Annotated in this window: 22 protein-coding genes and 1 pseudogene; 20 read left to right on the top strand and 3 right to left on the bottom strand. The window is 70.5% G+C overall.

Annotated features, from left to right (window positions below; translation table 11 throughout):
* Window positions 1-18: 18 nt before the first annotated feature.
* The 19 genes from fabD (at window position 19) to ACFQZY_RS08010 (ending at window position 17,166) form a co-directional block, all read left to right on the top strand.
* On the top strand, window positions 19-969 hold the full coding sequence (gene fabD / locus ACFQZY_RS08100; protein WP_377414885.1) for an ACP S-malonyltransferase: 951 nt from the start codon (window positions 19-21) through the stop codon (window positions 967-969).
* Window positions 966-1,715, top strand: a complete 750-nt coding sequence (gene fabG, locus ACFQZY_RS08095) for a 3-oxoacyl-ACP reductase FabG (RefSeq protein WP_377414882.1) — start codon at window positions 966-968, stop codon at window positions 1,713-1,715. Before fabD ends, fabG begins: the two co-directional genes overlap by 4 nt.
* A 131-nt stretch (window positions 1,716-1,846) precedes the next feature.
* Window positions 1,847-2,083 carry an acyl carrier protein gene (acpP, locus tag ACFQZY_RS08090; protein WP_377414879.1) on the top strand — a complete coding sequence of 79 codons (237 nt, stop codon included), beginning with the start codon at window positions 1,847-1,849 and terminating at the stop codon, window positions 2,081-2,083.
* A 7-nt stretch (window positions 2,084-2,090) separates the two neighbouring features.
* The gene (gene fabF, locus ACFQZY_RS08085; RefSeq protein ID WP_377414876.1) at window positions 2,091-3,341 is read left to right on the top strand and encodes a beta-ketoacyl-ACP synthase II; all 1,251 of its coding nucleotides are present in this window, start codon (window positions 2,091-2,093) and stop codon (window positions 3,339-3,341) included.
* 16 nt (window positions 3,342-3,357) lie between these two features.
* Window positions 3,358-3,822, top strand: coding sequence for a hypothetical protein (locus ACFQZY_RS08080; RefSeq protein ID WP_377414873.1), 465 nt, complete (start codon window positions 3,358-3,360; stop codon window positions 3,820-3,822).
* Window positions 3,819-4,454 carry an RNA polymerase sigma factor RpoE gene (rpoE, locus tag ACFQZY_RS08075; protein ID WP_377414870.1) on the top strand — a complete coding sequence of 212 codons (636 nt, stop codon included), beginning with the start codon at window positions 3,819-3,821 and terminating at the stop codon, window positions 4,452-4,454. The genes ACFQZY_RS08080 and rpoE overlap by 4 nt, the downstream gene beginning before the upstream one ends.
* Before the next feature lie 27 nt (window positions 4,455-4,481).
* Complete coding sequence (locus ACFQZY_RS08070) at window positions 4,482-5,063, top strand: sigma-E factor negative regulatory protein (RefSeq protein ID WP_377414867.1); 582 nt, start codon at window positions 4,482-4,484, stop codon at window positions 5,061-5,063.
* Window positions 5,064-5,074: 11 nt separating this feature from the next.
* Window positions 5,075-6,103, top strand: a complete 1,029-nt coding sequence (locus ACFQZY_RS08065; RefSeq protein WP_377414864.1) for a MucB/RseB C-terminal domain-containing protein — start codon at window positions 5,075-5,077, stop codon at window positions 6,101-6,103.
* Window positions 6,104-6,157: 54 nt separating this feature from the next.
* On the top strand, window positions 6,158-7,645 hold the full coding sequence (locus tag ACFQZY_RS08060; protein WP_377414861.1) for a DegQ family serine endoprotease: 1,488 nt from the start codon (window positions 6,158-6,160) through the stop codon (window positions 7,643-7,645).
* A gap of 516 nt (window positions 7,646-8,161) precedes the next feature.
* Window positions 8,162-9,970, top strand: coding sequence for a translation elongation factor 4 (gene lepA / locus ACFQZY_RS08055; RefSeq protein ID WP_377414859.1), 1,809 nt, complete (start codon window positions 8,162-8,164; stop codon window positions 9,968-9,970).
* The gene (gene lepB, locus ACFQZY_RS08050; RefSeq protein ID WP_377414856.1) at window positions 9,970-10,938 is read left to right on the top strand and encodes a signal peptidase I; all 969 of its coding nucleotides are present in this window, start codon (window positions 9,970-9,972) and stop codon (window positions 10,936-10,938) included. The genes lepA and lepB overlap by 1 nt, the downstream gene beginning before the upstream one ends.
* A gap of 37 nt (window positions 10,939-10,975) precedes the next feature.
* Entirely contained in the window at window positions 10,976-11,338 is a 363-nt protein-coding gene (locus ACFQZY_RS08045) for a DUF4845 domain-containing protein (protein ID WP_377414853.1), read from the top strand.
* 11 nt (window positions 11,339-11,349) lie between these two features.
* Window positions 11,350-12,045 (top strand): ribonuclease III, encoded by a 696-nt coding sequence (rnc, locus tag ACFQZY_RS08040; protein WP_377414850.1) that lies wholly within the window; start codon window positions 11,350-11,352, stop codon window positions 12,043-12,045.
* 71 nt (window positions 12,046-12,116) lie between these two features.
* Complete coding sequence (era, locus tag ACFQZY_RS08035; protein WP_377415241.1) at window positions 12,117-13,064, top strand: GTPase Era; 948 nt, start codon at window positions 12,117-12,119, stop codon at window positions 13,062-13,064.
* A 26-nt stretch (window positions 13,065-13,090) separates the two neighbouring features.
* Complete coding sequence (gene recO, locus ACFQZY_RS08030; RefSeq protein ID WP_377414847.1) at window positions 13,091-13,843, top strand: DNA repair protein RecO; 753 nt, start codon at window positions 13,091-13,093, stop codon at window positions 13,841-13,843.
* A complete protein-coding gene (locus ACFQZY_RS08025) occupies window positions 13,840-14,592 on the top strand; it encodes a pyridoxine 5'-phosphate synthase (protein WP_377414844.1) in 753 nt (250 codons plus the stop codon). The genes recO and ACFQZY_RS08025 overlap by 4 nt, the downstream gene beginning before the upstream one ends.
* The gene (gene acpS / locus ACFQZY_RS08020) at window positions 14,589-14,990 is read left to right on the top strand and encodes a holo-ACP synthase (RefSeq protein ID WP_377414841.1); all 402 of its coding nucleotides are present in this window, start codon (window positions 14,589-14,591) and stop codon (window positions 14,988-14,990) included. Before ACFQZY_RS08025 ends, acpS begins: the two co-directional genes overlap by 4 nt.
* Window positions 14,991-16,073 carry a beta-N-acetylhexosaminidase gene (gene nagZ / locus ACFQZY_RS08015; protein ID WP_377414838.1) on the top strand — a complete coding sequence of 361 codons (1,083 nt, stop codon included), beginning with the start codon at window positions 14,991-14,993 and terminating at the stop codon, window positions 16,071-16,073.
* 40 nt (window positions 16,074-16,113) lie between these two features.
* Window positions 16,114-17,166: a Gfo/Idh/MocA family protein gene (locus tag ACFQZY_RS08010; RefSeq protein ID WP_377414835.1), complete on the top strand. Its 1,053-nt coding sequence runs from the start codon at window positions 16,114-16,116 to the stop codon at window positions 17,164-17,166.
* A gap of 24 nt (window positions 17,167-17,190) precedes the next feature.
* On the opposite strand, the pseudogene ACFQZY_RS08005 reads toward ACFQZY_RS08010, so the two are convergent.
* From ACFQZY_RS08005 to lysS, 3 genes and pseudogenes are all read right to left on the bottom strand, one after another.
* Window positions 17,191-18,039: pseudogene (locus ACFQZY_RS08005) on the bottom strand (aldolase/citrate lyase family protein).
* A gap of 618 nt (window positions 18,040-18,657) precedes the next feature.
* Window positions 18,658-19,167, bottom strand: a complete 510-nt coding sequence (locus tag ACFQZY_RS08000; RefSeq protein WP_377414832.1) for a M48 family metallopeptidase — start codon at window positions 19,165-19,167, stop codon at window positions 18,658-18,660.
* A 62-nt stretch (window positions 19,168-19,229) separates the two neighbouring features.
* Window positions 19,230-20,774 (bottom strand): lysine--tRNA ligase, encoded by a 1,545-nt coding sequence (lysS, locus tag ACFQZY_RS07995; RefSeq protein WP_377414829.1) that lies wholly within the window; start codon window positions 20,772-20,774, stop codon window positions 19,230-19,232.
* Between the two features lie 80 nt (window positions 20,775-20,854).
* Between lysS and ACFQZY_RS07990 the strand changes: the two genes are divergently transcribed.
* Window positions 20,855-22,390 carry a lipid II flippase MurJ gene (locus ACFQZY_RS07990; RefSeq protein WP_377414827.1) on the top strand — a complete coding sequence of 512 codons (1,536 nt, stop codon included), beginning with the start codon at window positions 20,855-20,857 and terminating at the stop codon, window positions 22,388-22,390.
* The last annotated feature ends 2 nt before the right edge of the window (window positions 22,391-22,392 follow it).

The raw sequence follows: 22,392 nt of genomic DNA, 5'->3' as shown, positions 1-22,392 counted from the left end.
CACGACGGAACAATGACAATGAAACCGTTCGCATTCGTCTTCCCCGGCCAGGGCTCCCAGGCCGTGGGCATGCTCGATGCCTGGGGTGACCACCCCGCCGTGCAGCAGACGCTGGCCGAGGCCTCCGAGGCCCTGGGCGAAGACGTCGCCAAGCTGATTCACGAAGGCCCCAAGGAGGCCCTGGCGCTGACCACCAACACCCAGCCCGTGATGCTGGTCGCCGGCGTCGCCGCCTGGCGTGCCTGGCAGTCCGAGGGCGGCGCCACGCCCGCCGCCGTCGCGGGCCACTCGCTGGGCGAGTATTCCGCGCTGGTCGCCTCCGGCGTGCTGACGCTGGCCCAGGCTGCTCCGCTGGTGCGCTTTCGCGCCCAGGCCATGCAGGAAGCCGTGCCCGTGGGTACCGGCGCGATGGCCGCCATCCTCGGCATGGAAGCCGCCAAGGTGATCGAGGGCTGCCGCGAGGCGCAGGCCCAGTTCGCCGCCGGCTCCGGCGAGGTGGTCGAGGCCGTCAACTTCAACGACCCGGCGCAGACCGTGATCGCCGGCAGCAAGGCTGCCGTCGAGAAGGCCTGCGAGGTGCTCAAGGCCAATGGCGCCAAGCGCGCGCTGCCGCTGCCGGTCTCGGCCCCGTTCCACTCCAGCCTGATGAAGCCGGCCGCCGACCGCCTGCGCGAGAAGCTGGCCGCCACCCCGCTGGCCGCCCCGCAGATCCCGGTGGTGAACAACATCGACGTAGCCGTCGAGACGGATGCCGACCGCATCCGCGACGCCCTGTACCGCCAGGCCTTCGGCCCGGTGCGCTGGGTCGAGTGCGTGCGCGCCATCCAGGCCCGCGGCATCGACACCCTGGTCGAGTGCGGTCCCGGCAAGGTGCTGGCCGGCATGGCCAAGCGCATCGACGCGGCCCTCACCGGCGCCGCCCTGTACGACCCCGCCACCCTCGGCGAAGTGAAAGGCCTGCTGCAATGAGCTCCCTCCCGTTTGCCGGCCAGGTCGCCCTGGTCACCGGCGCCTCGCGCGGCATCGGCGCCGCCATCGCCGCCGAACTCGCCGCCCGCGGCCTGAAGGTCGTGGGCACCGCGACCACCGATGACGGCGCCGCCCGCATCTCGCAGGCGCTGTCCCAGTTCGCCGGCTGCCGCGGCGTCAAGCTCGACGTGAACGACGCCGCCCAGGCCGAGGCCGTGGTCGATTCGATCACCAAGGAGGCGGGCGGCCTGCACGTGCTGGTGAACAACGCCGGCATCACGCGCGACACCCTGGCCATGCGCATGAAGGACGACGACTGGGACGCGGTGCTCGACACCAACCTCAAGGCCGTCTTCCGCATGAGCCGCGCCGTGATGCGCACGATGATGAAGCAGCGCTACGGCCGCATCGTCAACATCACCTCGGTGGTGGGCGCCTCGGGCAACCCGGGCCAGGCCAACTACGCTGCAGCCAAGGCCGGTGTCGCCGGCATGACACGCGCCCTGGCGCGTGAACTGGGCAGCCGCGGCGTGACCGTCAACTGCGTGGCCCCCGGCTTCATCGCCACCGACATGACCGCCGTGCTCGGCGAGGACCAGCACAAGGCGCTCATGGCGCAGATCCCCGTGGGCGAACTGGGCAAGCCCGAGGACATCGCCCATGCGGTGGCCTATCTCGCCTCGCCCGAAGCCCGCTACATCACCGGCCAGGAACTGCACGTCAACGGCGGCATGTTCATGGCCTGACGCCGACCCCAACGACCGAATTCCAAGGAATGGCGGCAACGCCGGAAACATCCGCCCGGACGCCGGGCCGCAGGGCAGGGGCCCGTGGCCGTTAAAATCGCGGATTCATTTACAACCCTCTGAGGGAATCCATGAGCGATATCGAAGCACGTGTCAAGAAAATCATCGCCGAGCAACTCGGCGTCGAAGAGTCCCAAGTCACCAACGAAAAGGCCTTCGTGGCCGACCTGGGCGCGGACTCGCTGGACACGGTCGAGCTGGTGATGGCGCTGGAAGACGAGTTCCAGATCGAGATCCCGGACGAGGACGCCGAGAAGATCACCACGGTGCAAGCCGCCATCGACTACGCCCTGAAGAAGAAGGGCTGATCGCCAAATGAGCCGTCGCCGCGTTGTCGTCACCGGCCTGGGGTGCGTGAGCCCCGTTGGCAACACGGTGGCGGAATCCTGGGCCAACCTGCTGGCCGGCCAGTCCGGCATCGACCTGATCACCCAGTTCGATGCCTCGCCCTTCGCCTGCAAGTTCGCGGGTGAGGTCAAGGGCTTCAACATCGGGGACTACATCCCCGAGAAGGAAGCCCGGCACATGGACCGGTTCATCCACCTGGGCATCGCGGCGGCCGCGCAGGCCGTGGCCGACGCCGGCCTGCCCACGGGCGAAGCCCTGCAGGCCAACCCCGACCTGGCCGTGCGCATCGGCTGCAACATCGGCTCGGGCATCGGCGGTCTGCCGATGATCGAGGCCACGCACACCGAGCTGGTCAATCGCGGCCCCCGCCGCATCTCCCCTTTCTTCGTGCCGGCCTCGATCATCAACATGATCTCCGGCCACGTGTCGATGATCCACGGCTTCAAGGGCCCGAACATCGCCGTGGTGACGGCCTGCACGACCGGCCTGCATGCCATCGGCGTGTCGGCCCGCATGATCGAGTACGGTGACGCCGACATCATGGTCGCCGGCGGCGCCGAGTCGACCGTGTCGCCCCTGGGCATCGGCGGCTTCGCCGCGGTGCGTGCCCTGTCCACCCGCAACGACGACCCCAAGACCGCGTCCCGCCCCTGGGACAAGGACCGCGACGGCTTCGTGCTGGGCGAGGGCGCCGGCGTGCTGGTGCTCGAGGAGTACGAGCATGCCAAGGCCCGCGGCGCCAAGATCTACGCCGAGATCGCCGGCTTCGGCATGAGCGCCGACGCGCACCACATGACCGCGCCCGATGTCGACGGCCCCCGCCGCGCCATGGTCTCGGCCCTGCGCAACGCCGGCGTCAACCCCGACGAGGTCAACTACGTCAACGCGCACGGCACTTCGACGCCCCTGGGCGACGTGAACGAGACCAACGCCATCAAGCTGGCGCTGGGCGAGCACGCGAAGAAGACCGTGGTCAACTCGACCAAGTCCATGACCGGCCACCTGCTGGGCGGCGCGGGCGGCATCGAGTCGGTGTTCACCGCGCTGGCTGTCCACCACCAGAAGAGCCCTCCGACCATCAACATCTTCAACCAGGACCCCGAGTGCGACCTGGACTACTGCGCCAACACGGCGCGGGACCTGAAGATCGACGTGGCCGTGAAGAACAACTTCGGTTTCGGCGGCACCAACGGCACGCTGGTGTTCAAGCGGGTCTGATCCCCACGCGAACCCCATGCGCAGCGCCCCATCGGTCAACGTCCCGGTGGGGCGTTCGCGTTTCTGGGGACTGCTCGTGCTGGGGGGCTGGGGCCTGGGCCTGGCGGACCTGGCCTACTGGTGCGTGGCGGACCCTCGGCCGGGGATGCCGCAGGCCCTGACCGGCGTGGTCCTTGCGGCCTGTGGCGCGCTGGCCTGGCTCGGCGCCCGGCGCCAGCCCGAGGGCCGCCTGGCATGGGACGGCGCGGTCTGGTCCTGGAGCGTGCGCGGCGTGTCGCGCGAGGTGGCCCTGTCCGTGGCCTGCGACCTGCAACGCTGGATCCTCGTGCGCCTGTGCCCGACGGGTCGCCCGGGGACTGGCGCGCGGTGGCTGTGGCTCGAGGCGGGCGCAGACCCTGCCGACTGGCTGGCCCTGCGCCGTGCGGTATATTCGCCCGCCACGCCGGACGCGCAGCCCGAGGGGCCGGCCACCACGCCATGACCGCCACCCCGCCTCCCGCCCCGCCCAGCGCCCAGGACACCGACCTGGTCCTGGTGCGCCGCACGCTGGACGGCGAGCCCCGGGCCTACGAGCTGCTGGTCATGAAGTACCAGCGCCGCATCGAGCGCCTCATCGGCCGCATGGTCCGCGACACCGACCTGGTCGAGGACATCGCTCAGGAGACTTTCATCCGCGCCTACCGCGCCCTGGCCCAGTTCCGGGGCGAGGCGCAGTTCTACACCTGGCTGTACCGCATTGCCGTCAACACCGCGAAGAAGGCCCTGGTCGACCTGCGCCGTGACCCCCTCGTGACCGAGGCGGCGCTCAAGGGCGGTGACGATGACGAAGAAACTTCCGCCGTGGAGAACGAACTAACCACAGCGGAAACACCTGAGACAGAGCTGGCCGCCAAGGAGATCGCGGCGGCGGTCAACATGGCCATGGAGGCCCTGCCCGAGGAATTGCGCCAGGCCGTGACCCTGCGCGAGATCGAGGGCTTGAGCTACGAGGAGATCGCGGAGGCGATGAACTGCCCGATCGGCACGGTGCGGTCACGGATCTTCCGCGCGCGCGAGGCGATCTCGGCCCGGGTGCGACCGCTGCTCGCGAACCAGACCGGCAAGCGCTGGTAGGCGGGCACCCTGATGGATGGCGACGCAATGACAACCGACACGGACGACAACAAGCAACTGGTCTCCGCCCTGGTGGACGGGCAGCTCGAGGGCGAGGACCTGGCCCGGGGCCTGCGGGCCCTGGAGGCCGACCCCCTGGCCCGCGAGGCCTGGCAGGCCTACCACCTGATTGGCGATGTGCTGCGCCAGCCTGCGCTGGCGGCGGGAACGCCCGCGCCCGACTTCATCGGGCGGCTTGCGCAACGGATCGCGCAGGAGCCGGTTCCGCAGCCGCAGGCCAGCGTGCAGGCAGCGGCGCGTGCCGCCTTCGTCCCCCCGGCGCAGCGCCCCGCCGCCAACGACAGCGTGTTCCGCTGGAAGCTGGTGGCTGGCCTGGCCTCGCTGGCGGCAGTGGTCGCCGTGGGCTGGAGCGTGGTCGGCGCGCAGTTCACGCCGGCGCAGCCGCAACTGGCGGGTGGCACGGTCACGCCCAGCGCCAACGGCCCCATGCTGCGCGACCCCCGCCTCGACGAGCTGCTCCAGGCCCACCGCCAACTCGGCGGCGCCACCGCGCTGCAGGCGACGGCGGGCGGCCTGCACAACGCGTCCTTCGAGGCGCCCGGGCGCTGAGTCCCCCGAGCATGCCTGTCGTGACGTCCCATTCCCTGCCCACTCTCGGCCGGCGCCTGCTGGCGATGGGCCTGCTGTTCGCCGCCGCATTCGCCTCCGCGCAGCCGCCGGCCAGCGCAGCGGCCGGTTCGCGCCCTGCGGCCGAGCGCAGCCTCGGCGAATGGCTCGAGCGCATGCATGGCGCGGCCCTGCGGCACAACTACGTCGGCACCTTCGTCGTCTCGTCCAGCGGCGGCGCGATGTCGAGCGCGCGCATCTGGCACGCCTGCGACGGCCAGCGCCAGGTGGACCGGCTCGAGAACCTCACCGGGGCGCCCCGCTCGACGTTCCGGCGCGACGGCGAGCAGCTCACGCTGCTGCCCGAGCAGCGCCTGGCCCGCGTCGAGCGGCGCGAAGTGCCCGGCCGCTTCCCCGACCTGCTCAAGTCCGGCGAGGCCGCCATCGCGGACTTCTATTCGGCGCGCCAGGCCGGCACCGACCGCGTGGCCGGGTTCGATGCCGACGTGGTGCTGCTGTCGCCGCGCGACGCGCTGCGTTATGGCTACCGCATCTGGAGCGAGCGCCGCACCGGGCTGGTCGTCAAGCTGCAGACGCTGGGGCCCGAAGGCGAGGTGCTCGAGCAGTCGGCCTTCTCGGAGCTGCAACTCGACGCGCCGCTGCGGGTCGAGCGCCTTGCGCAGGCCATGACCGCGCCCGAGGGCTGGCGGGTCGAGCGCATCGAATCGGTGAAGATCAACGCCGGCGACGAGGGCTGGACCCTGAAGGCGCCGGTCCCCGGCTTCAAGGCGGTGGGCAGCCAGCGCCGTCGCGGGCCGGGTGGCGAGGGGCCCCTGCAGTGGGTGTTTTCGGACGGTCTGGCCTCGGTCTCCCTGTTCCTCGAACCCTTCGACCGCCAGCGCCATGTGCAGGAGGGGCTGATGTCCTCCGGCGCCACGCAGACGCTCACGCGTCGCGTCCAGGACAGCTGGGTCACCGCGGTGGGCGAGGTCCCGCCCCAGACATTGCGGGCATTTGTCCAGGGTCTTGAGCGGCGCCGCTGACGCCCCCATCTCGGCGGCTGCAGAATCCGCCCACTCCCTACCTCAGAGGTCCACATGCTCCTGATCGACTGGAACCAGCGCCTGCGCTCCGCGGCCGGCGCCTTCGCCCTGGCCGCCGTGACCGCGTTGGCCACCCTCGCGCCTGCGCCCGCGGCGCTCGCCCAATCCGCGCCCCAGCGCGGCGTGCCCGACTTCACCGAACTCGTCGAGCAGGTCGGCCCTGCGGTCGTCAACATCCGTACGCTGGAGCGCGCCCGCTCCGCGCCGCAGGGGCCTGGCATGGACGACGAGATGCAGGAGTTCTTCCGCCGCTTCTTCGGCCAGCCCCTGCCCAACGTGCCCCGCCAGGGCCCGCGCTCCGGGCCGCCGCAGGACGAGGAGGCCCGTCCGCGCGGCGTGGGCTCGGGCTTCGTCATCACCGCGGACGGCTACATCATGACCAACGCCCACGTGGTCGACGGCGCCGAGGAGGTGCTGGTCACCCTGGCCGACAAGCGCGAATTCAAGGCCCGCGTGGTCGGTACGCCCGACAAGCGCACCGATGTCGCGGTGATCAAGATCGAGGCCACCGGCCTGCCGGCGGTGCGCATCGGCGACGTGAACCGCCTCAAGGTCGGCGAGTGGGTGATGGCGATCGGCTCGCCCTTCGGCCTGGAGAACACCGTCACTGCCGGCATCGTCAGCGCCAAGCAGCGCGACACCGGCGACTACCTGCCCTTCATCCAGACCGACGTGGCCATCAATCCCGGCAATTCCGGCGGCCCGCTGATCAACCTGCGCGGCGAGGTGGTGGGCATCAACAGCCAGATCTACTCGCGCTCGGGCGGCTTCATGGGCATCTCCTTCGCCATCCCGATCGACGAGGCGATCCGTGTGGCCGACCAGCTGCGCGGCCCCGGTGGCCGCGTCACCCGCGGGCGCATCGGTGTGCAGATCGACCAGGTCACCAAGGACGTGGCCGAGTCCATCGGCCTCGGCCGGCCGCAGGGTGCGCTGGTGCGCAGCGTCGAGTCGGGCTCACCTGCCGAGAAGGCGGGCGTCGAGGCCGGCGACATCATCGTGAAGTTCGACGGCAAGGCCATCGAACGCGCCAGCGACCTGCCGCGCCTGGTCGGCAACACCCGGCCCGGCACGCGGGCCTCGGTCACCGTGTTCCGCCGCGGCGCCACGCGTGACCTCGCAGTGCAGGTCGCCGAGATCGAGGCCGAGCGGCCGGCCCGCCGCGCCTCCGCGCCGCAGGAGCGCCCGCAGGGCGCCTCGCCGGCCTTGCAGTCCCTGGGCCTGGCGGTCGCGGAACTGGGCGAGGCGCAGAAGCGCGAGCTCAAGGTCAAGGGCGGCGTGCGCGTCGAATCGGCTACCGAGGCCGCGGCCCGCGCGGGCCTGCGCGAAGGGGACGTGATCGTCGCCGTGGGCAACACCGAGGTGGCCGGCGTGCGCGAATTCGAGGCTGCCGTGGGCCGCATCGACCGCTCCCGGCCGGTGCCGCTGCTGGTGCGCCGTGGCGAGCTGGCGACCTACGTGGTGATCCGGCCGACCCGCTGAACCGGCCTGGCGGCGGGCTGAAAAGCCCCCGCCGGGTGGTCGGGAATGCCGGTTTTTTCGGCCATCCGGAGGCCCGGGAGCCGCCGAAAGAAATTTTTTCTGGCTGGGTCGACGGGTGGATGGACAGGTGGGTGGGCGCTGACTCGCCCAAGGCCTAAACGCCTTTTCGATAGAATCGGGGCTGTCCATCGGCTGATTCGCGCATAAAAGCCGCCTCACGGCTCACCATGCGGGATGGCTTTGGGATAACCACTGCTCGTCCACAGACAGCCCACATGTTGTCCCAAGAGCCGTCAACCGATCGTGTTGATAACCTGTGTATAAAAACCCTGTTGCTGCCCTGCAACTCCCTTCGAGCGGCGTCCCCGCGGCTGTACGGCCGGGGCTTTTTGCCTACAATGAAGCTCCAACTATCGCAGTTGCCATAGATTGTTGGTTCAGGGCGCGTCGCCACTCGACGCGCCCTTTTTTCTTGCGCGCGCCCGTTTGAATTCAATCACTTAAGTGCTCCCGTTGATGAATCACATCAGAAACTTCTCGATCATCGCGCACATCGACCACGGCAAGTCGACGCTCGCCGACCGCTTGATCCAGCGTTGCGGCGGCCTCTCGGATCGAGAGATGGAAGAACAGGTCCTCGACTCGATGGACATCGAGAAAGAGCGTGGGATAACCATCAAGGCGCAGACCGCGGCGCTCCAGTACAAGGCGCGCGATGGTCACGTCTACAACCTCAATCTGATCGACACGCCGGGACACGTCGACTTCTCGTATGAGGTCTCGCGTTCGCTGTCTGCGTGCGAGGGCGCGCTGCTCGTGGTGGATGCGAGCCAGGGCGTGGAGGCGCAGACGGTGGCCAACTGCTACACCGCGCTGGACCTCGGCGTCGAGGTGCTGCCGGTCCTCAACAAGATGGACCTGCCGCAGGCCGACCCCGACAACGCGAAGGCCGAAGTCGAGGACGTGATCGGCATCGACGCCTCCGACGCGATCCCGTGTTCGGCCAAGACCGGCATGGGCATCGACGAGATCCTCGAGGCCATCGTCGCCAAGGTGCCCGCGCCGCGCGGCAATCCCGACGCGCCGCTGCGCGCCATGATCATCGACAGCTGGTTCGACAGCTACGTGGGCGTGGTGATGCTGGTGCGCGTGGTCGACGGCAGCCTGAAGAAGAACGAGCGCATCAAGCTCATGGCCACCGGCGCCGCCTACGAGGCCGGCAGCCTGGGCGTGTTCACGCCTGCCAACCAGCCGCGCGAGTCGCTGCAGGCGGGCGAGGTGGGCTACATCATCGCCGGCATCAAGGAGCTGCAGGCCGCCAAGGTGGGCGACACCGTCACCCTGGAAAAGAAGCTCCCGAACAACGCCGGCCCCGCCGAGGAGGCGCTGCCCGGCTTCAAGGAGATCCAGCCGCAGGTGTTCGCCGGCCTGTACCCCACCGAGGCGAACCAGTACGACGCCCTGCGTGACAGCCTGGAGAAGCTCAAGCTGAACGACGCCTCGCTGCACTTCGAGCCCGAGGTGAGCCAGGCGCTGGGCTTCGGCTTCCGCTGCGGCTTCCTGGGCCTGCTGCACATGGAGATCGTGCAGGAGCGCCTGGAGCGCGAGTTCGACCAGGACCTGATCACTACCGCGCCCAGCGTGGTCTACCAGGTGGTCAAGGGCGACGGCGAGGTGATCATGGTGGAGAACCCCGCCAAGATGCCGGAACAGGGCCGCATCCAGGAGATCCGCGAGCCGATCGTGACGGTGCACCTGTACATGCCGCAGGAGTACGTGGGCCCGGTGATGACGCTGGCCAACCAGAAGCGCGGCGTCCAGATCAACATGGCCTACCACGGCCGCCAGGTGATGCTCACGTACGAGCTGCCCCTGGGCGAGATCGTGCTGGACTTCTTCGACAAGCTGAAGTCGGTGTCCCGCGGCTACGCCTCGATGGACTACGAGTTCAAGGAGTACCGCGCCTCCGACGTGGTCAAGGTCGACATCCTGCTCAATGGCGAGAAGGTCGACGCGCTGTCCATCATCGTCCACCGCACCCAGGCCCAGTACCGCGGCCGCGCGGTGGCGGCGAAGATGCGCGAGATCATCAGCCGCCAGATGTTCGACGTGGCGATCCAGGCGGCCATCGGCGCCAACATCATCGCCCGCGAGACCATCAAGGCGCTGCGCAAGAACGTGCTGGCAAAATGCTACGGTGGTGACATCACCCGCAAGCGCAAGCTCCTCGAGAAACAGAAGGCAGGCAAGAAACGCATGAAGCAGATCGGCTCGGTCGAGGTCCCCCAGGAAGCTTTCCTGGCCATCCTGCAGGTGGAGGATTGATGCCGACGCTGACCGCCGCGGTCCTCGCGGCCTTCATCGGCTATGCCGGCGCCTGGTACATCGGCGCGATCGAGGGCAACTTCGCGCTGCTGCTGTTCATGGCCACGGTCGTCACCGGCGTCTACTGGGTCGCCGAGCGCCTGCACTTCCTGCCTCGCCGCCGCGAGGCCGCCGCGCGCATGGAGGCCGAGGCCGCCGCCCGCCGCGCCAGCCTGTCGGCCCAGGGCATCACCCAGACCGACAACGTCGACCTGTCGGGCGCGCGTGACCGCATCCTCGCCCAGCCCTGGTGGCTGGACTGGACCGCGGGCCTGTTCCCGGTGATCGTGTGCGTCTTCCTGCTGCGGTCCTTCCTGTTCGAGCCGTTCAAGATCCCCTCCGGCTCCATGATTCCGACCCTGCTGGTGGGCGACCTGATCCTGGTGAACAAGTACACCTACGGCGTGCGCCTGCCGGTGGTGAACACCAAGGTCACCGAAGGCACGCCCCCGGCGCGCGGCGACGTGATGGTGTTCCGTTACCCCCCGCGTCCCAGCATGGACTACATCAAGCGGGTGGTCGGCCTGCCGGGTGATGAAGTGGCGTACCTGAACAAGCGCCTGACCGTGAACGGCCAGCCCGTGGAGAAGCAGCCGCGCGACGACTACTTCGACAAGGACACCATGCGCTACTCCAAGCAGTTCGACGAGAACCTGCTGGGGCGGCGCCACAGCATCCTCAATGACGACGACCGCCCCGCGTTCGTGCAGGGCGTGGAGGACTTTCCCTACCGCGACAACTGCCGCTACAGTGTCGAAGGCGTGATCTGCAAGGTGCCCCCAGGCCATTACTTCGTGATGGGCGACAACCGAGACAACTCGCTCGACTCGCGCTTCTGGGGCTTCGTGCCGGACCGCAACATCGTCGGCAAGGCCTTCTTCGTCTGGATGAATTTCTCCGACCTGAAGCGCATCGGCAGTTTCGAATGACCAGGGGCCGGGCCCCGCAACGCGAGGAGGTGAGCGCATGAACGAACGTCGAGCACGCGGCCAACGCGGCCTGTCCTTCATCGGCCTGGTGGTCCTTTTGGCCATCATCGCCTGCGGCGCCATCCTGGCCGTGCAGCTGGTGCCCGTGATGCTGGAGTCGGTGGCCGTGCAGCGTGCTGCGGTGCGCGCCGCCGCCGGCGGCTCGCCGGCCGAGATCCGTTCGCTCTTCGACCGCGCCGCGCAGGTCGACGACATCAGCTCCATCACCGGCAAGGACCTCGAGGTCGGCCGCGTCGACGACCGCTGGACCGTCTCCTACGCCTACCAGCGTGAACTGCACCTGGTGGGCCCCGCCTACCTGACCATGAAGTATTCCGGCCGGGCGCAGGCCAAGCCCTAGACCCCTCCCGCGTGACCCCTGCCTCTCCCGCCCTGGTGGCCCTGCAGCAGCGGCTGCACCACCGCTTCGCCGACCCGCGCCTGATCTCCCGGGCCGTCACCCACCGCAGCTTTTCCTCCGAGCACAACGAGCGCCTGGAATTCCTGGGCGACTCGGTCCTGAACCTCGCCGTGGCGGGCCTGCTGTACGAGCGTCTGCAGGACCTGCCCGAGGGCGACCTGTCCCGCGTGCGTGCCAACCTGGTCAAGCAGGAGACCCTGCACGAGCTCGCCGTCGGCCTGGGCCTGCCCGAGGTCTTGCGGCTGGGGGAGGGCGAGGCCCGCTCCGGCGGCCACAAGCGCCCCTCCATCCTGGCCGACGCGCTCGAGGCCGTGATCGGCGCGGTCTACCTCGACGCCGGCTTCGTGGCCGCCGAGGCCCTGGTGCGGCGCCTGTTCAAGGACGTCGAGATCAAGCCCGAGATGAAGGCCGCGGCCAAGGACCCCAAGACCGAGCTGCAGGAGTGGCTCCAGGGGCGGCGCATGAAGCTGCCCGTCTACCGCGTCGCGGGCACGCTGGGTGCCGCGCACAAGCAGACCTTCGACGTGGAGTGCGAGATCCCCGACCTGGCCGCCATCGAGCGTGGCATCGGCGCCTCGCGCCGCGCCGCCGAACAGGCCGCCGCCGCCGCCATGCTGCTGGCGCTCAAGACCCGACACCCGCGATGAACGATACCCCCGACACACCCCAGACCCCCGACCTCCCCGAGCCCGACGACCTGCCGGGGGAGCTCCCGGACATGCCGGGCCTGCCGCCCATTCCGCCCGTGCCGGGCGCGGCGGCCGCCATCCCGGGCCAGCGCTGCGGCCTGGTGGCCATCGTCGGCAAGCCGAACGTGGGCAAGTCCACCCTGCTCAACGCGCTGGTGGGCCAGAAGATCTCGATCACCTCCCGCAAGGCCCAGACCACGCGCCACCGCATCACCGGCATCCGGACGCGGGGCGCGACGCAGTTCGTGTTCGCGGACACGCCGGGCTTCCAGACGCGCCACGCGAAGGCCCTGAACAAGTCCCTGAACAAGACCGTCATGGGCGCCGTGGGCGACGTGGACCTGGTGATGTTCGTGGTCGAGGCCGGCAAGTTCACCCTGGCCGACGCCAAGGTGCTGTCCCTGCTCAAGCCGGGCATCCCGGTGCTGCTGGTCGCCAACAAGCTCGACGAGGTGCACCGCCGCGGCGAGCTGGCGCCCTGGCTGCGCGAGATGCAGGAGCGCCACCCGTTCAACGAGTTCGTGCCGATGTCGGCCAAGAACCCCAAGGACGTCGAGCGCCTGTTCGGCATCATCGAGAAGTACCTGCCCGAGCAGGGCTGGTGGTACGCCGAGGACGAACTGACCGACCGCAGCGAGAAGTTCCTGGCCAGCGAGACGGTGCGCGAGAAGCTGTTCCGCTTCACCGGCGAGGAGCTGCCCTACACGTCGACCGTCGTCATCGACAAGTTCGACGAGGAGCCCAGCCCCAAGCATGGCCGCATGGTGCGCATCGCCGCGACCATCGTCGTCGAGCGTGACAGCCACAAGGCGATGGTGATCGGCGAGAAGGGCGAGCGCCTCAAGCGCATCGGCACCGAGGCTCGCCAGGAGCTGGAGAAGCTCATGGGCGCCAAGGTCTTCCTGGAAATCTGGGTCAAGGTGCGCGCCGGCTGGGCCGACGACGAGGCGCGCGTGCGCAGCTTCGGCTACGAGTGAGCGTCGGGCGTGGGGGCTGATTGACCGTGGCTGCCAAGCGGATCAGCCATGAGCCGGCCTATGTGCTCCATCGCTACGACTGGAGCGAATCGAGCCTGATCCTGGAGGTCTTCACCCGCCACTACGGGCGTATCGCGCTGGTGGCCAAGGGGGCGAAGAAGCCCAGCTCCAACTTCCGCCCGGTGCTGCTGCCGATGCAGCCCCTGCGCGTGACCTTCGGCGGCGACGCCGAGATCCGCACGCTCAAGGAGGCCGAGTGGGTGGGCGGCCACGTGATGCCCACCGGCGACGCGCTGATGTCAGGGTACTACCTGAACGAGCTCCTGATCCGCCTGCTGGCGCGTGACGACACGCACCTGCCGCTGTTCGACGCCTACGCGGCGGCCATGCGGGTGCTGGCCAGCGAGCACGGCGAGGCGCTGCAGCCCGCCTTGCGCGCCTTCGAGCTGATGCTGCTGCGCGAGACGGGCTACCTGCCTGCGCTGGACGTGCAGGCCACGACCCAGACGCCGCTGGAGGCGGGCGCGCGCTACACCCTGGTGCCCGAGGGCGGCCTGGTGCGCGTGCGCGGCGACGAGGGCCGGCCCAGCCTGGAGGCGGGCCAGTGGCTGGCGCTGGAGCAGGCGCTGGACCAGCCCGCGCCCTTCGGCCCCACGTTGCGCGAGGCCGCGAACATGCTGGGCGAACTCAAGCCGTTGCTGCGCACGCTGCTCCACTACCATTGCGGGGTCACCACGCTGCGCACCCGGCAGCTCATGATCGACCTGCAGGCCCTATGACCCATTCCAAGACCGCGCTGTCGGTGAACCTGAACAAGGTCGCCCTGGTGCGCAACACCCGCCACCTCGGCATCCCCAGCGTCGAGCGCGCCGCCACGCTGTGCCTGGACGCCGGCGCAGCCGGCATCACCGTCCACCCGCGGCCCGACGCCCGCCACATCCGTGCGGACGATGTCCACGCGCTCTCGAACCTGGTGGCGCGACGCCCTGGCGTGGAGTTCAACATCGAGGGCAACCCCTTCCACAACCTGATGGATTTCGTGCGCGAATTGCGTCCGCATCAGGCCACCTTCGTCCCGGACAGCGAGGGCCAGTTCACCAGCGACCATGGCTGGGAGTTTCCCGCCGATGCCGAGCGCCTGAAGCCCCTCATCGCCGAGGCCAAGGCGCTGGGCGTGCGCGTGAGCCTGTTCATGGACCCGCGCCCGGAGATGATGGCCGCCGCCAAGGCGGCTGGCGCCGACCGCGTCGAGCTGTACACCGAGACCTATGCCTCGGCCTGGGGCACGCCCCGGCAGGCCGAGGTGCTGGCGGGCTTCCGCGCCGCGGCGCAGGCGGCGCTGGACGCGGGCCTGGGCGTGAACGCCGGCCACGACCTCAATCGTGACAACCTCACCGACTTCCTGCGCACCGTCCCCGGCGTGCAGGAGGTCTCGATCGGCCACGCGCTCATCTCCGACGCCCTCGAGCTGGGCTACGACGCCACCATCCGCGGCTACCTCGCGGCCATCGACCGGGCCTTCGCGTGATCTTCGGCATCGGCACCGACGTCTGCGACGTGCGGCGCATCCGCGCCTCGCTGGAGCGCCATGGCGAGCGCTTCGCGCAGAAGGTGCTGTCCGACGGCGAGCTGGCCACCTGGAAGGCGCGCAGCGCGCGCTGGCCCGAGCGCGGCATCCGCTACCTGGCCACGCGCTTCTCGGCCAAGGAGGCCTTCTCCAAGGCGGTGGGCCTGGGCATGCGCATGCCCATGACCTGGCGCCTGTGCGAGGTGGCCAAGCTGCCCAGCGGGCAGCCGGTGATCGTGCTGCACGGCGGGCTGAAGGACTGGTTCGAGGCCCAGGGCCTCACCGCCCATGTGAGCGTGACCGATGAAACCGACTACGCGGCGAGCTTCGTCGTCGTCGAGAAGAAAGAGAACCCCTGAATGACTGAACACGCGCCCCTGATCATCGACGTCGCCGGCCTCGCGCTGACCGACACCGACCGCGCCCGCCTGGCCCACCCGCTGGTGGGCGGCATCATCCTGTTCGGCCGCAACTGGCAGGACCGCGAGCAGCTCTCGGCCCTGTGCGCCGAGATCAAGGCGGTGCGCGAGGACCTGCTGATTTGCGTGGACCACGAAGGCGGCCGCGTGCAGCGTTTCCGCACCGACGGCTTCACCCGCCTGCCCCCCATGCGCGCGCTGGGCGAGCTGTGGATGAAGGACGGCGGCACCGGCAAGAGCGCCATGCAGGCCCAGGATGCCGCCACTGCCTGCGGCTACGTGCTGGCCTCGGAGCTGCGCGCCTGCGGCGTGGACTTCAGCTTCACGCCGGTGCTGGACCTCGATCACGGCGAGAGCGGCGTCATCGGCGACCGCGCCTTCGACCGCGACCCGCGCGTGGCCACGGTGCTGGCCAAGGCGGTGATGCACGGCCTGCTGCAGGCCGGCATGGCCAACTGCGGCAAGCACTTCCCCGGCCACGGCTTCGTCAAGGCCGACTCGCACACCGAGATCCCGGTTGACAAGCGCTCGCTCAAGGCGATCCTGGCTGACGACGCCGCGCCCTACGAGTGGCTTAGCGCCACGCTGACCAGCGTGATGCCGGCGCACGTGATCTACCCGAAGGTGGACTCGAAGCCCGCCGGCTTCTCCAGCCGCTGGCTGAACGAGATCCTGCGCGGCAAGCTCGGCTTCCAGGGCGCGGTCTTCAGCGACGACCTGAGCATGGCCGGCGCGCGCCTGATCGACGGCCGCGAGGTCTCGTACACCGAGGCCGCCACCGTGGCCCTGAACGCGGGCTGCGACATGGTCCTGCTTTGCAACCAGTCGGTGGAGACCGAGGGCGGGGCGGCGATCGACGAACTCATCGCGGGCCTGGACAAGGCCCGCCGCCAGGCCAAGTGGCGCCCCAGCGAGGCCAGCGAGCTGCGCCGCCTCGACCTGCTGCCGCAGCGCCCCGCGCACTCGTGGGACGCGCTGATGGCGGAGCCGCGCTACATGCGGGCGCTGGACCTGCTGCCCTGAGAGGCGCCCGGGCCCTGCAACCCTGCGACAGACATCGACCATGACCACCACCTCCCCCCTGCGCCTGGGCATCCTCGGCTGCGCCAACATCGCCAAGCAGTTCGCCCGTGACGTCGCCGACAGTCCCGCGGTGCGCATCGTCGCCGTGGCCAGCCGGCAGCTGGAGAAGGCGCAAGGCTTCGCCACGCAGTTCGGCGTCGAGCGCGCGCACGGCAGCTACGAGGGCCTGCTGGCCGATGCCGGGGTCGACGCGGTCTACATCCCGCTGCCGAACCACCTGCATGCGGCCTGGGCGATCCGCGCCGCCGAGGCCGGCAAGCACGTGCTGTGCGAGAAGCCGCTGACGCTGGGCCTGGACGACGCCCGCGGCATGTTCGACGCCGCGCGCCGCCATGGCGTGATGCTGCTGGAGGCCTACCCCTACTACTTTCAGCCGCAGACCGGCGACATGCTGGCCCTGCTCCGGGGCGGCGCGATCGGCGAGGTCCGCACGGTGCAGGCCTCGTTCGGCTTCTCGCTGCCCACCGGCACCGGCAACATCCGCTGGCAGCCCGAGGCGGGCGGCGGCGCGCTGCTGGATGCCGGCTCCTATCCGCTGAGCCTGATCCGCCTGGTCATGGGCGCGGCGCCGGCCCGCGTGCTGGCCGACGCGAAGTGGTCGGACACCGGCGTCGACGTGGCCATGACGGCGCTGCTTCGTTTCGCCGACGGCCGCCAGGCCTCGCTGTCCTGCGCGATGGATGCGGCCAACCACCGCCGCGCCGTCATCGCCGGCAGCCAGGGCACGATCGAGACCGAGTACCTCAATCACACCGCGCCCTCCACCCAGGGCCATCCCTTCGGCTACCTCCCGAGCAGCCTGCGGGTGCGCCGAGGCACGGCCAACACGGTGCCGTTCGAGGAGGTGGTGTCGGGCACCGGCAGCGGCTTCCGCTTCGCGGCTGAGGCTTTCGCCCGGGTGGTGCGCGCCGGCGACCAGGCCGCCATCGACCGCGCGGCCCAGGCCAGCCTGGACATCGCGGCGACGCTGGAGGCGCTGCGTATCAGCGCGAGCTCGGGGACCTGGGTGGACGTGCGGCAGGCGCAGGCCTGAGGGGCGCCTGCGCCCGGCGCGCGTTCAGTCACCGGCCGTGGGCTTGCCCGTGCCGGTCTTCCCGGCGCCTGCGCCGACGAACTGCGACGCCAGCTTGCGCGCCGCATTCGCGAACAGCAGCAGGTCCACGCCGGTGGCGACGAAGGTGCAGCCCATGTCGAGGTAGCGGCGCGCCTGCGCGGGGTCGGTGGTCAGCGTGCCTGCCGCCTTGCCCGCGGCGATGATGGTGCGCAGCGCGCCATCGATGGCCGCCTGCACCGCGGGGTGGTCGGGCCGGCCCCGGTGGCCCATGGAGGCGGACAGGTCCGCCGGCCCGATGAACGCCCCATGCACCCCGTCAACCTAGCAGATCGCCTCCAGGTTCTCGAGCGCCTTCACCGTTTCCGCCTGCACCAGCAGGCAGACCGTGTCGTCGGCCTTCTGCAGGTAGTCGGCCTGCAGGTTCCACTGCGAGGCGCGCGCCACCGCGCCGGCCACGCCGCGAATGCCCCGCGGCGGGTAGCGCGTGGCCTGCACCAGGGCGCGGGCCTGGTCGGCGGTGTCCACCATGGGCACCAGCAGGTTGTGCGCGCCGATGTCCAGCATCTGCTTGATCAGGTGCACGTCGCCGCTGACCACGCGCACCACGGCCTGCGAGCGGTGGGGCGCCACGGCCTGCAGGGTGGCGAGGGTGGAGCGCAGGTCGTTGGGCGCATGCTCGCCATCGACCAGCAGCCAGTCGAAGCCGGCAGTGGCGCTGACCTCGGCCAGGTAGGGATCGGCCATCGAAAGCCACAGGCCCACCTGCGGCTGGCGCGCGGCGAGGGCTTCCTTGAAAGGGTTGAGGGAGGCCGGCGTGGATGCGGCCTTGCCGTGGCTGCGGGCGTCGGCCAGCGACCGGTGCGTGCCCACGGGGACGGAGCGCGGCTCGGAGAGCGCCGGCAAGCCGGGCGCGACCTCGCTGTGGTGACGCTTGCGGCTGCCGGTCAGCGGGAGGGCGTCGGGTGTGTCGCCCTTGGACTCGCGCGCGGGCGGGAGGCTGGCTTGCAAGGGGCGGGTCTCGACGCAGGCGCTCGATGAATTGGCCGTCGAATGGGCGCGGAACGTGGCTCGGGCGGTCACCTGGCCGGGCCCGTCCTGGACGGCCTGGCCCCGGGCGTCGCGGCCCGCGGGGAGGGGCAGGGCGGCCTGCGACTTGCGGTCCGGGGTGACCGCTCCGAAGAGGGCGGGGAAGTTGAAGATCGTCCACATGGGCTTGCCTCTGCGCGGGATGCCAAAGGCGCCGGCGTACCCCGCGCCAGCAGGCCGGTTCCTACGGCCCCTTACAGGGAGAACGGCGAGCCGCCTCGACGCCGCACAAGTGCGCCGGTAGCGCCGGGCGCCCCTCCTGGCCGAGTTGCCCACGCCTCCTGTGGGCCACGCTGTGGATAGCTCGCAGGACAACCCCGCAAACCCGCGCCAGCATTGGGCTGCAACGCGATGCCTAAAAAAAGGGCAGTCGCGCCAGGGCGCTCAGCCCCAGTCCACCGCGCCGTGCAGCTCCCGGTGCGCGAGGTACAGCCGCAGGTCGAATTCGAACTGGTGGTAGTCGGGCTCCATCCACGTGCACAGGGCATAGAACGCCTTGCCGTGGTCGGACTCCTTCAGGTGCGCCAGTTCGTGGACCGCGATCATGCGCAGGAAAGCCTCCGGCGCCTCGCGGAACACGGTGGCGATGCGGATCTCGCGCTTGGCCTTGAGCTTGCTGCCCTGCACGCGTGAGACGGTGGTGTGCGTGCCCAGGGCATTCCGCACCACGTGCAGCTTGTTGTCCCACTGCACCTTGGACAGCGGCGGCGCGCTGCGCAGGTACCGGGCCTTCAGGTCGGTCACGTACTCGTACAGCGCGGTGTCCGAGCGCACGCCGTGGGCCACGGGGTATTTCTTCAGCAGGCGCTCGCCGATGCGGCCCTCGGCCAGCAGGGGCTCCACCTGCGCCAGCAGCTGCGGCGGGTAGCCCGCCAGGTAGTTCAAGGGTCCCATTAAAGAAGGCGTCGCCAGAAGCAAAAAAGGGCGGCTCGCGCCGCCCCTTCGGTACCTGTGCGTCAGGCCTCGCGGCGCAGCGCCGGGAACAGGATCACGTCGCGGATGCTGGGGCTGTCCGTGAGCAGCATCATCAGGCGGTCGATGCCGATGCCGCAGCCGCCGGTGGGGGGCATGCCGTACTCCAGCGCGCGCACGAAGTCGTGGTCGAAGAACATGGCCTCGTCGTCGCCGGCGTCCTTGGCGTCCACCTGCGCCATGAAGCGCGCGGCCTGGTCCTCGGCGTCATTCAGCTCGGAGAAGCCGTTGCCGAACTCGCGGCCGGTGATGTACAGCTCGAAGCGCTCGGTCACCTCGGGGCGCTGGTCGTTGGCACGGGCCAGCGGCGAGATCTCCGTGGGGTGCTCCATGATGAAGGTGGGCTGCCACAGCTTCTCTTCCACCGTCTCCTCGAAGTACAGCACCTGCAGGCTGGCCAGCGAGCGGGTCGACAGGCGATGCTTCTCCTCGCTCAGGCCCAGCTTCTTCAGGGCCGGGATCAGCCACTCGCGGTCGTCCGCGCCGGCGCCGGCCTCGGTGTACTTGGCGATGGCTTCACGGATCGTGAGGCGCTGGAAGGGCTCGGCCAGGTCCACCGGCTTGCCGGCGTACGTGAGCTGCAGCGTGCCGGCGGCCTTCATCGCGGCGTCGCGAATGAGGGCCTCGGTGAAGTCCATCAGGTCGCGGTAGTTCCAGTACGCCGCGTAGAACTCCATCATCGTGAACTCGGGGTTGTGGCGGACCGAGATGCCTTCGTTGCGGAAGTTGCGGTTGATCTCGAACACCCGCTCGAAGCCGCCCACGATCAGGCGCTTCAGATAGAGCTCGGGCGCGATGCGCAGGAACATCTCCTGCTCCAGCGCGTTGTGGTGCGTGATGAAGGGGCGCGCGTTCGCGCCGCCGGGAATGGGGTGCAGCATGGGCGTCTCCACTTCCAGGAAGTGGTGCTGCACCATGAACTCGCGGATGCCGGTGATGGCGCGGCTGCGGGCCACGAAGCGCTTGCGGGCGTCCTCGTCGGTCATGAGGTCCACGTAGCGCTGGCGGTACTTCACCTCCTGGTCGGCCACGCCGTGGAACTTGTCCGGCATGGGACGCAGGCTCTTCGTGAGCAGGCGCACGGAGGAGGCATGCACCGACAGCTCGCCGGTGCGGGTCTTGAACAGCTTGCCCTCGCAGGCCACGATGTCGCCCAGGTCCCAGTGCTTGAAGGCGGCATAGACCTCCTCGCCCACGCTGTCGCGGGTGACGTAGATCTGCAGGCGGCCCGACACGTCCTGCAGCGTGGCGAAGCTGGCCTTGCCCATGACGCGCTTGAGCATCATGCGGCCGGCGATGGAGACGATGATCGTCTCGCCTTCCAGGGTCTCGGCTTCCTTGAAGCCATGCGCCTCCTGCAGGGGCAGGGCGTGGTGCGAGGGCTTGAAGTCGTTGGGGAAGGCCACCGCGCCGCCATTTTTCTGGACTTCGCGCAGGGCCTTGAGCTTCTCGCGGCGCTCGGCGATCAGCTGGTTGTCGTCCGTTGCGGGGGCAGCGGGGGCGGCGGCTTGGGGGGCTTGGTCAGACATGGTGGGGTCGCAATCGGGGCAGCAGGCCGGCGTGGCCAAACCCGAGATTCTAAATTTTCCTGCCGGGGATAATCCGCGGCATGTTCCTGAAGGCTGGCGCGCTCTCCCTTGCCCTCCTGCTCGCCAGCCGCCTGCTGGGGCTGGCGCGTGAGACCGCGCAGGCCGCCGCCTTCGGCACCTCGGGCCTGGCCGACGTGGCCGTCCTCCTGCTCACCCTGCCTGACTGGCTCACCGGCGTGGCCGCCAGCGGCGCGCTGGCCTATGTGCTGGTGCCGGCCTGGGCCGGGCGGGACGCCGCCGCCGTGGCGCGCAGCCAGCGGCGGGTGGCGCGGGTGCTGCTGGCGGGCGGGGTCGTCGCGGGGCTGGCGCTGGCGCTGGGCGGCGAGCAGGTCGTGGCGTGGCTGGCCGGCGGTCTTCCGCCGGCCCTGGCCCAGGCCGCCGCCGGCGGGCTGGCCTGGAGCGGGGCGGCGCTGCCGCTGGCGCTGCTGGCGGCCCTGTGGGCCACCCGCCTGCAGCATGAGCGGGATTTCGTCGGCCTGTACGGCGCCAACCTCGTGGTGAATGCGGCGCTGATCGCGGGCATCGGCCTGGCCGGCTGGCAGGTGGCCGGCGGGCAGGCGGTGGCCTGGCTGGGCGGTGGGCTGATGGCGGCGATGGGGCTGCGGCTGCTGTGGCAGCAGCTGCGGATCGGGCGCGTGGGCGCGGGGGCTGGCTCCCGGGGTGCCGGGGCCGCCGCGACGGCGCCCCAGGCGGACGGGGCGGGCCGCTGCGTCTCGCCCGCGCCGGCGCCTGAGCCGGCCGTCCTCCCGGTGAGCGCCTGGCTCTGGGCCGCCCTCAGCGCCGGCCTGCCGCTGGCGCTGCCCTTCGCGGCCCGCTCCCTCGCCTCGCTGCAGGGGGAGGGCGCCCTGGCCGCCTTCAACTACGCCTGGAAGCTGGTCGAACTGCCCCTGATGCTGGCGATCCAGCTGGTGGCCACGCTGGCCTTCCCCGCCGTCGCGGCGGCTGTCGCCGGCGGCCTGCGGGAGGAGGCCTCCCGCGCCCCGGTGCGCCACGCCTTCACCCTGGCCTGGGCCCTGGGCTGCGCCGCGGCCGCCGGCCTGCTGGTGGGCGCCGACGCGGTGGCCCAGCTCCTTTTCGGCTGGGGCCGCATGGACGCCGCGGCCCTGGCCCGGGTCGCCGAGTGGGGGCGGGTGGCGGCCTGGGGGCTGCTGCCGCAGGCCCTGGCCGCCGTGGCCCTCACGGTGCTCGCCTCGCAGCAGCGCCTGCGGCCGGCGGCGGTGGTCCATGCGATCGCGCTGGCCGGCCTGCTGGCAGCGGCCTCGGTGCTCCCGCGCGAGGGCGCGGCGCTGATGCTGGCGCTCAATGCGGTCTTCGCCGGCATCGCCCTCGCCCTGGTCGCCGGCCTGGGCGGGACAGGGCGGGCCTGCCTGCCGGTGCGGGCCATGGCCCTGCCGCTGGCGGCCCTGGCCGTGGTGGCGGCGCTGCGGCCGCTGCTGGCACCCTGGGCCGCCTGGCACGTGGCGGCGGGCTTCGCCCTGGCGGGGGCGGCGGCCCTCGCGGTGCTGGCCGCGGCCTGGCCGGGCGAGCACGGCCTGCGCCGGGCCCTGCGGCGATAATC

Origin of the sequence: Ramlibacter sp. GCM10027632 (genome assembly GCF_042675325.1) — a bacterium.
GTDB lineage: Bacteria > Pseudomonadota > Gammaproteobacteria > Burkholderiales > Burkholderiaceae_C > Ramlibacter.
The sequence above is the reverse complement of the archived record's forward strand: the minus strand, read 5'-3'. Positions and strand labels throughout refer to the sequence as shown.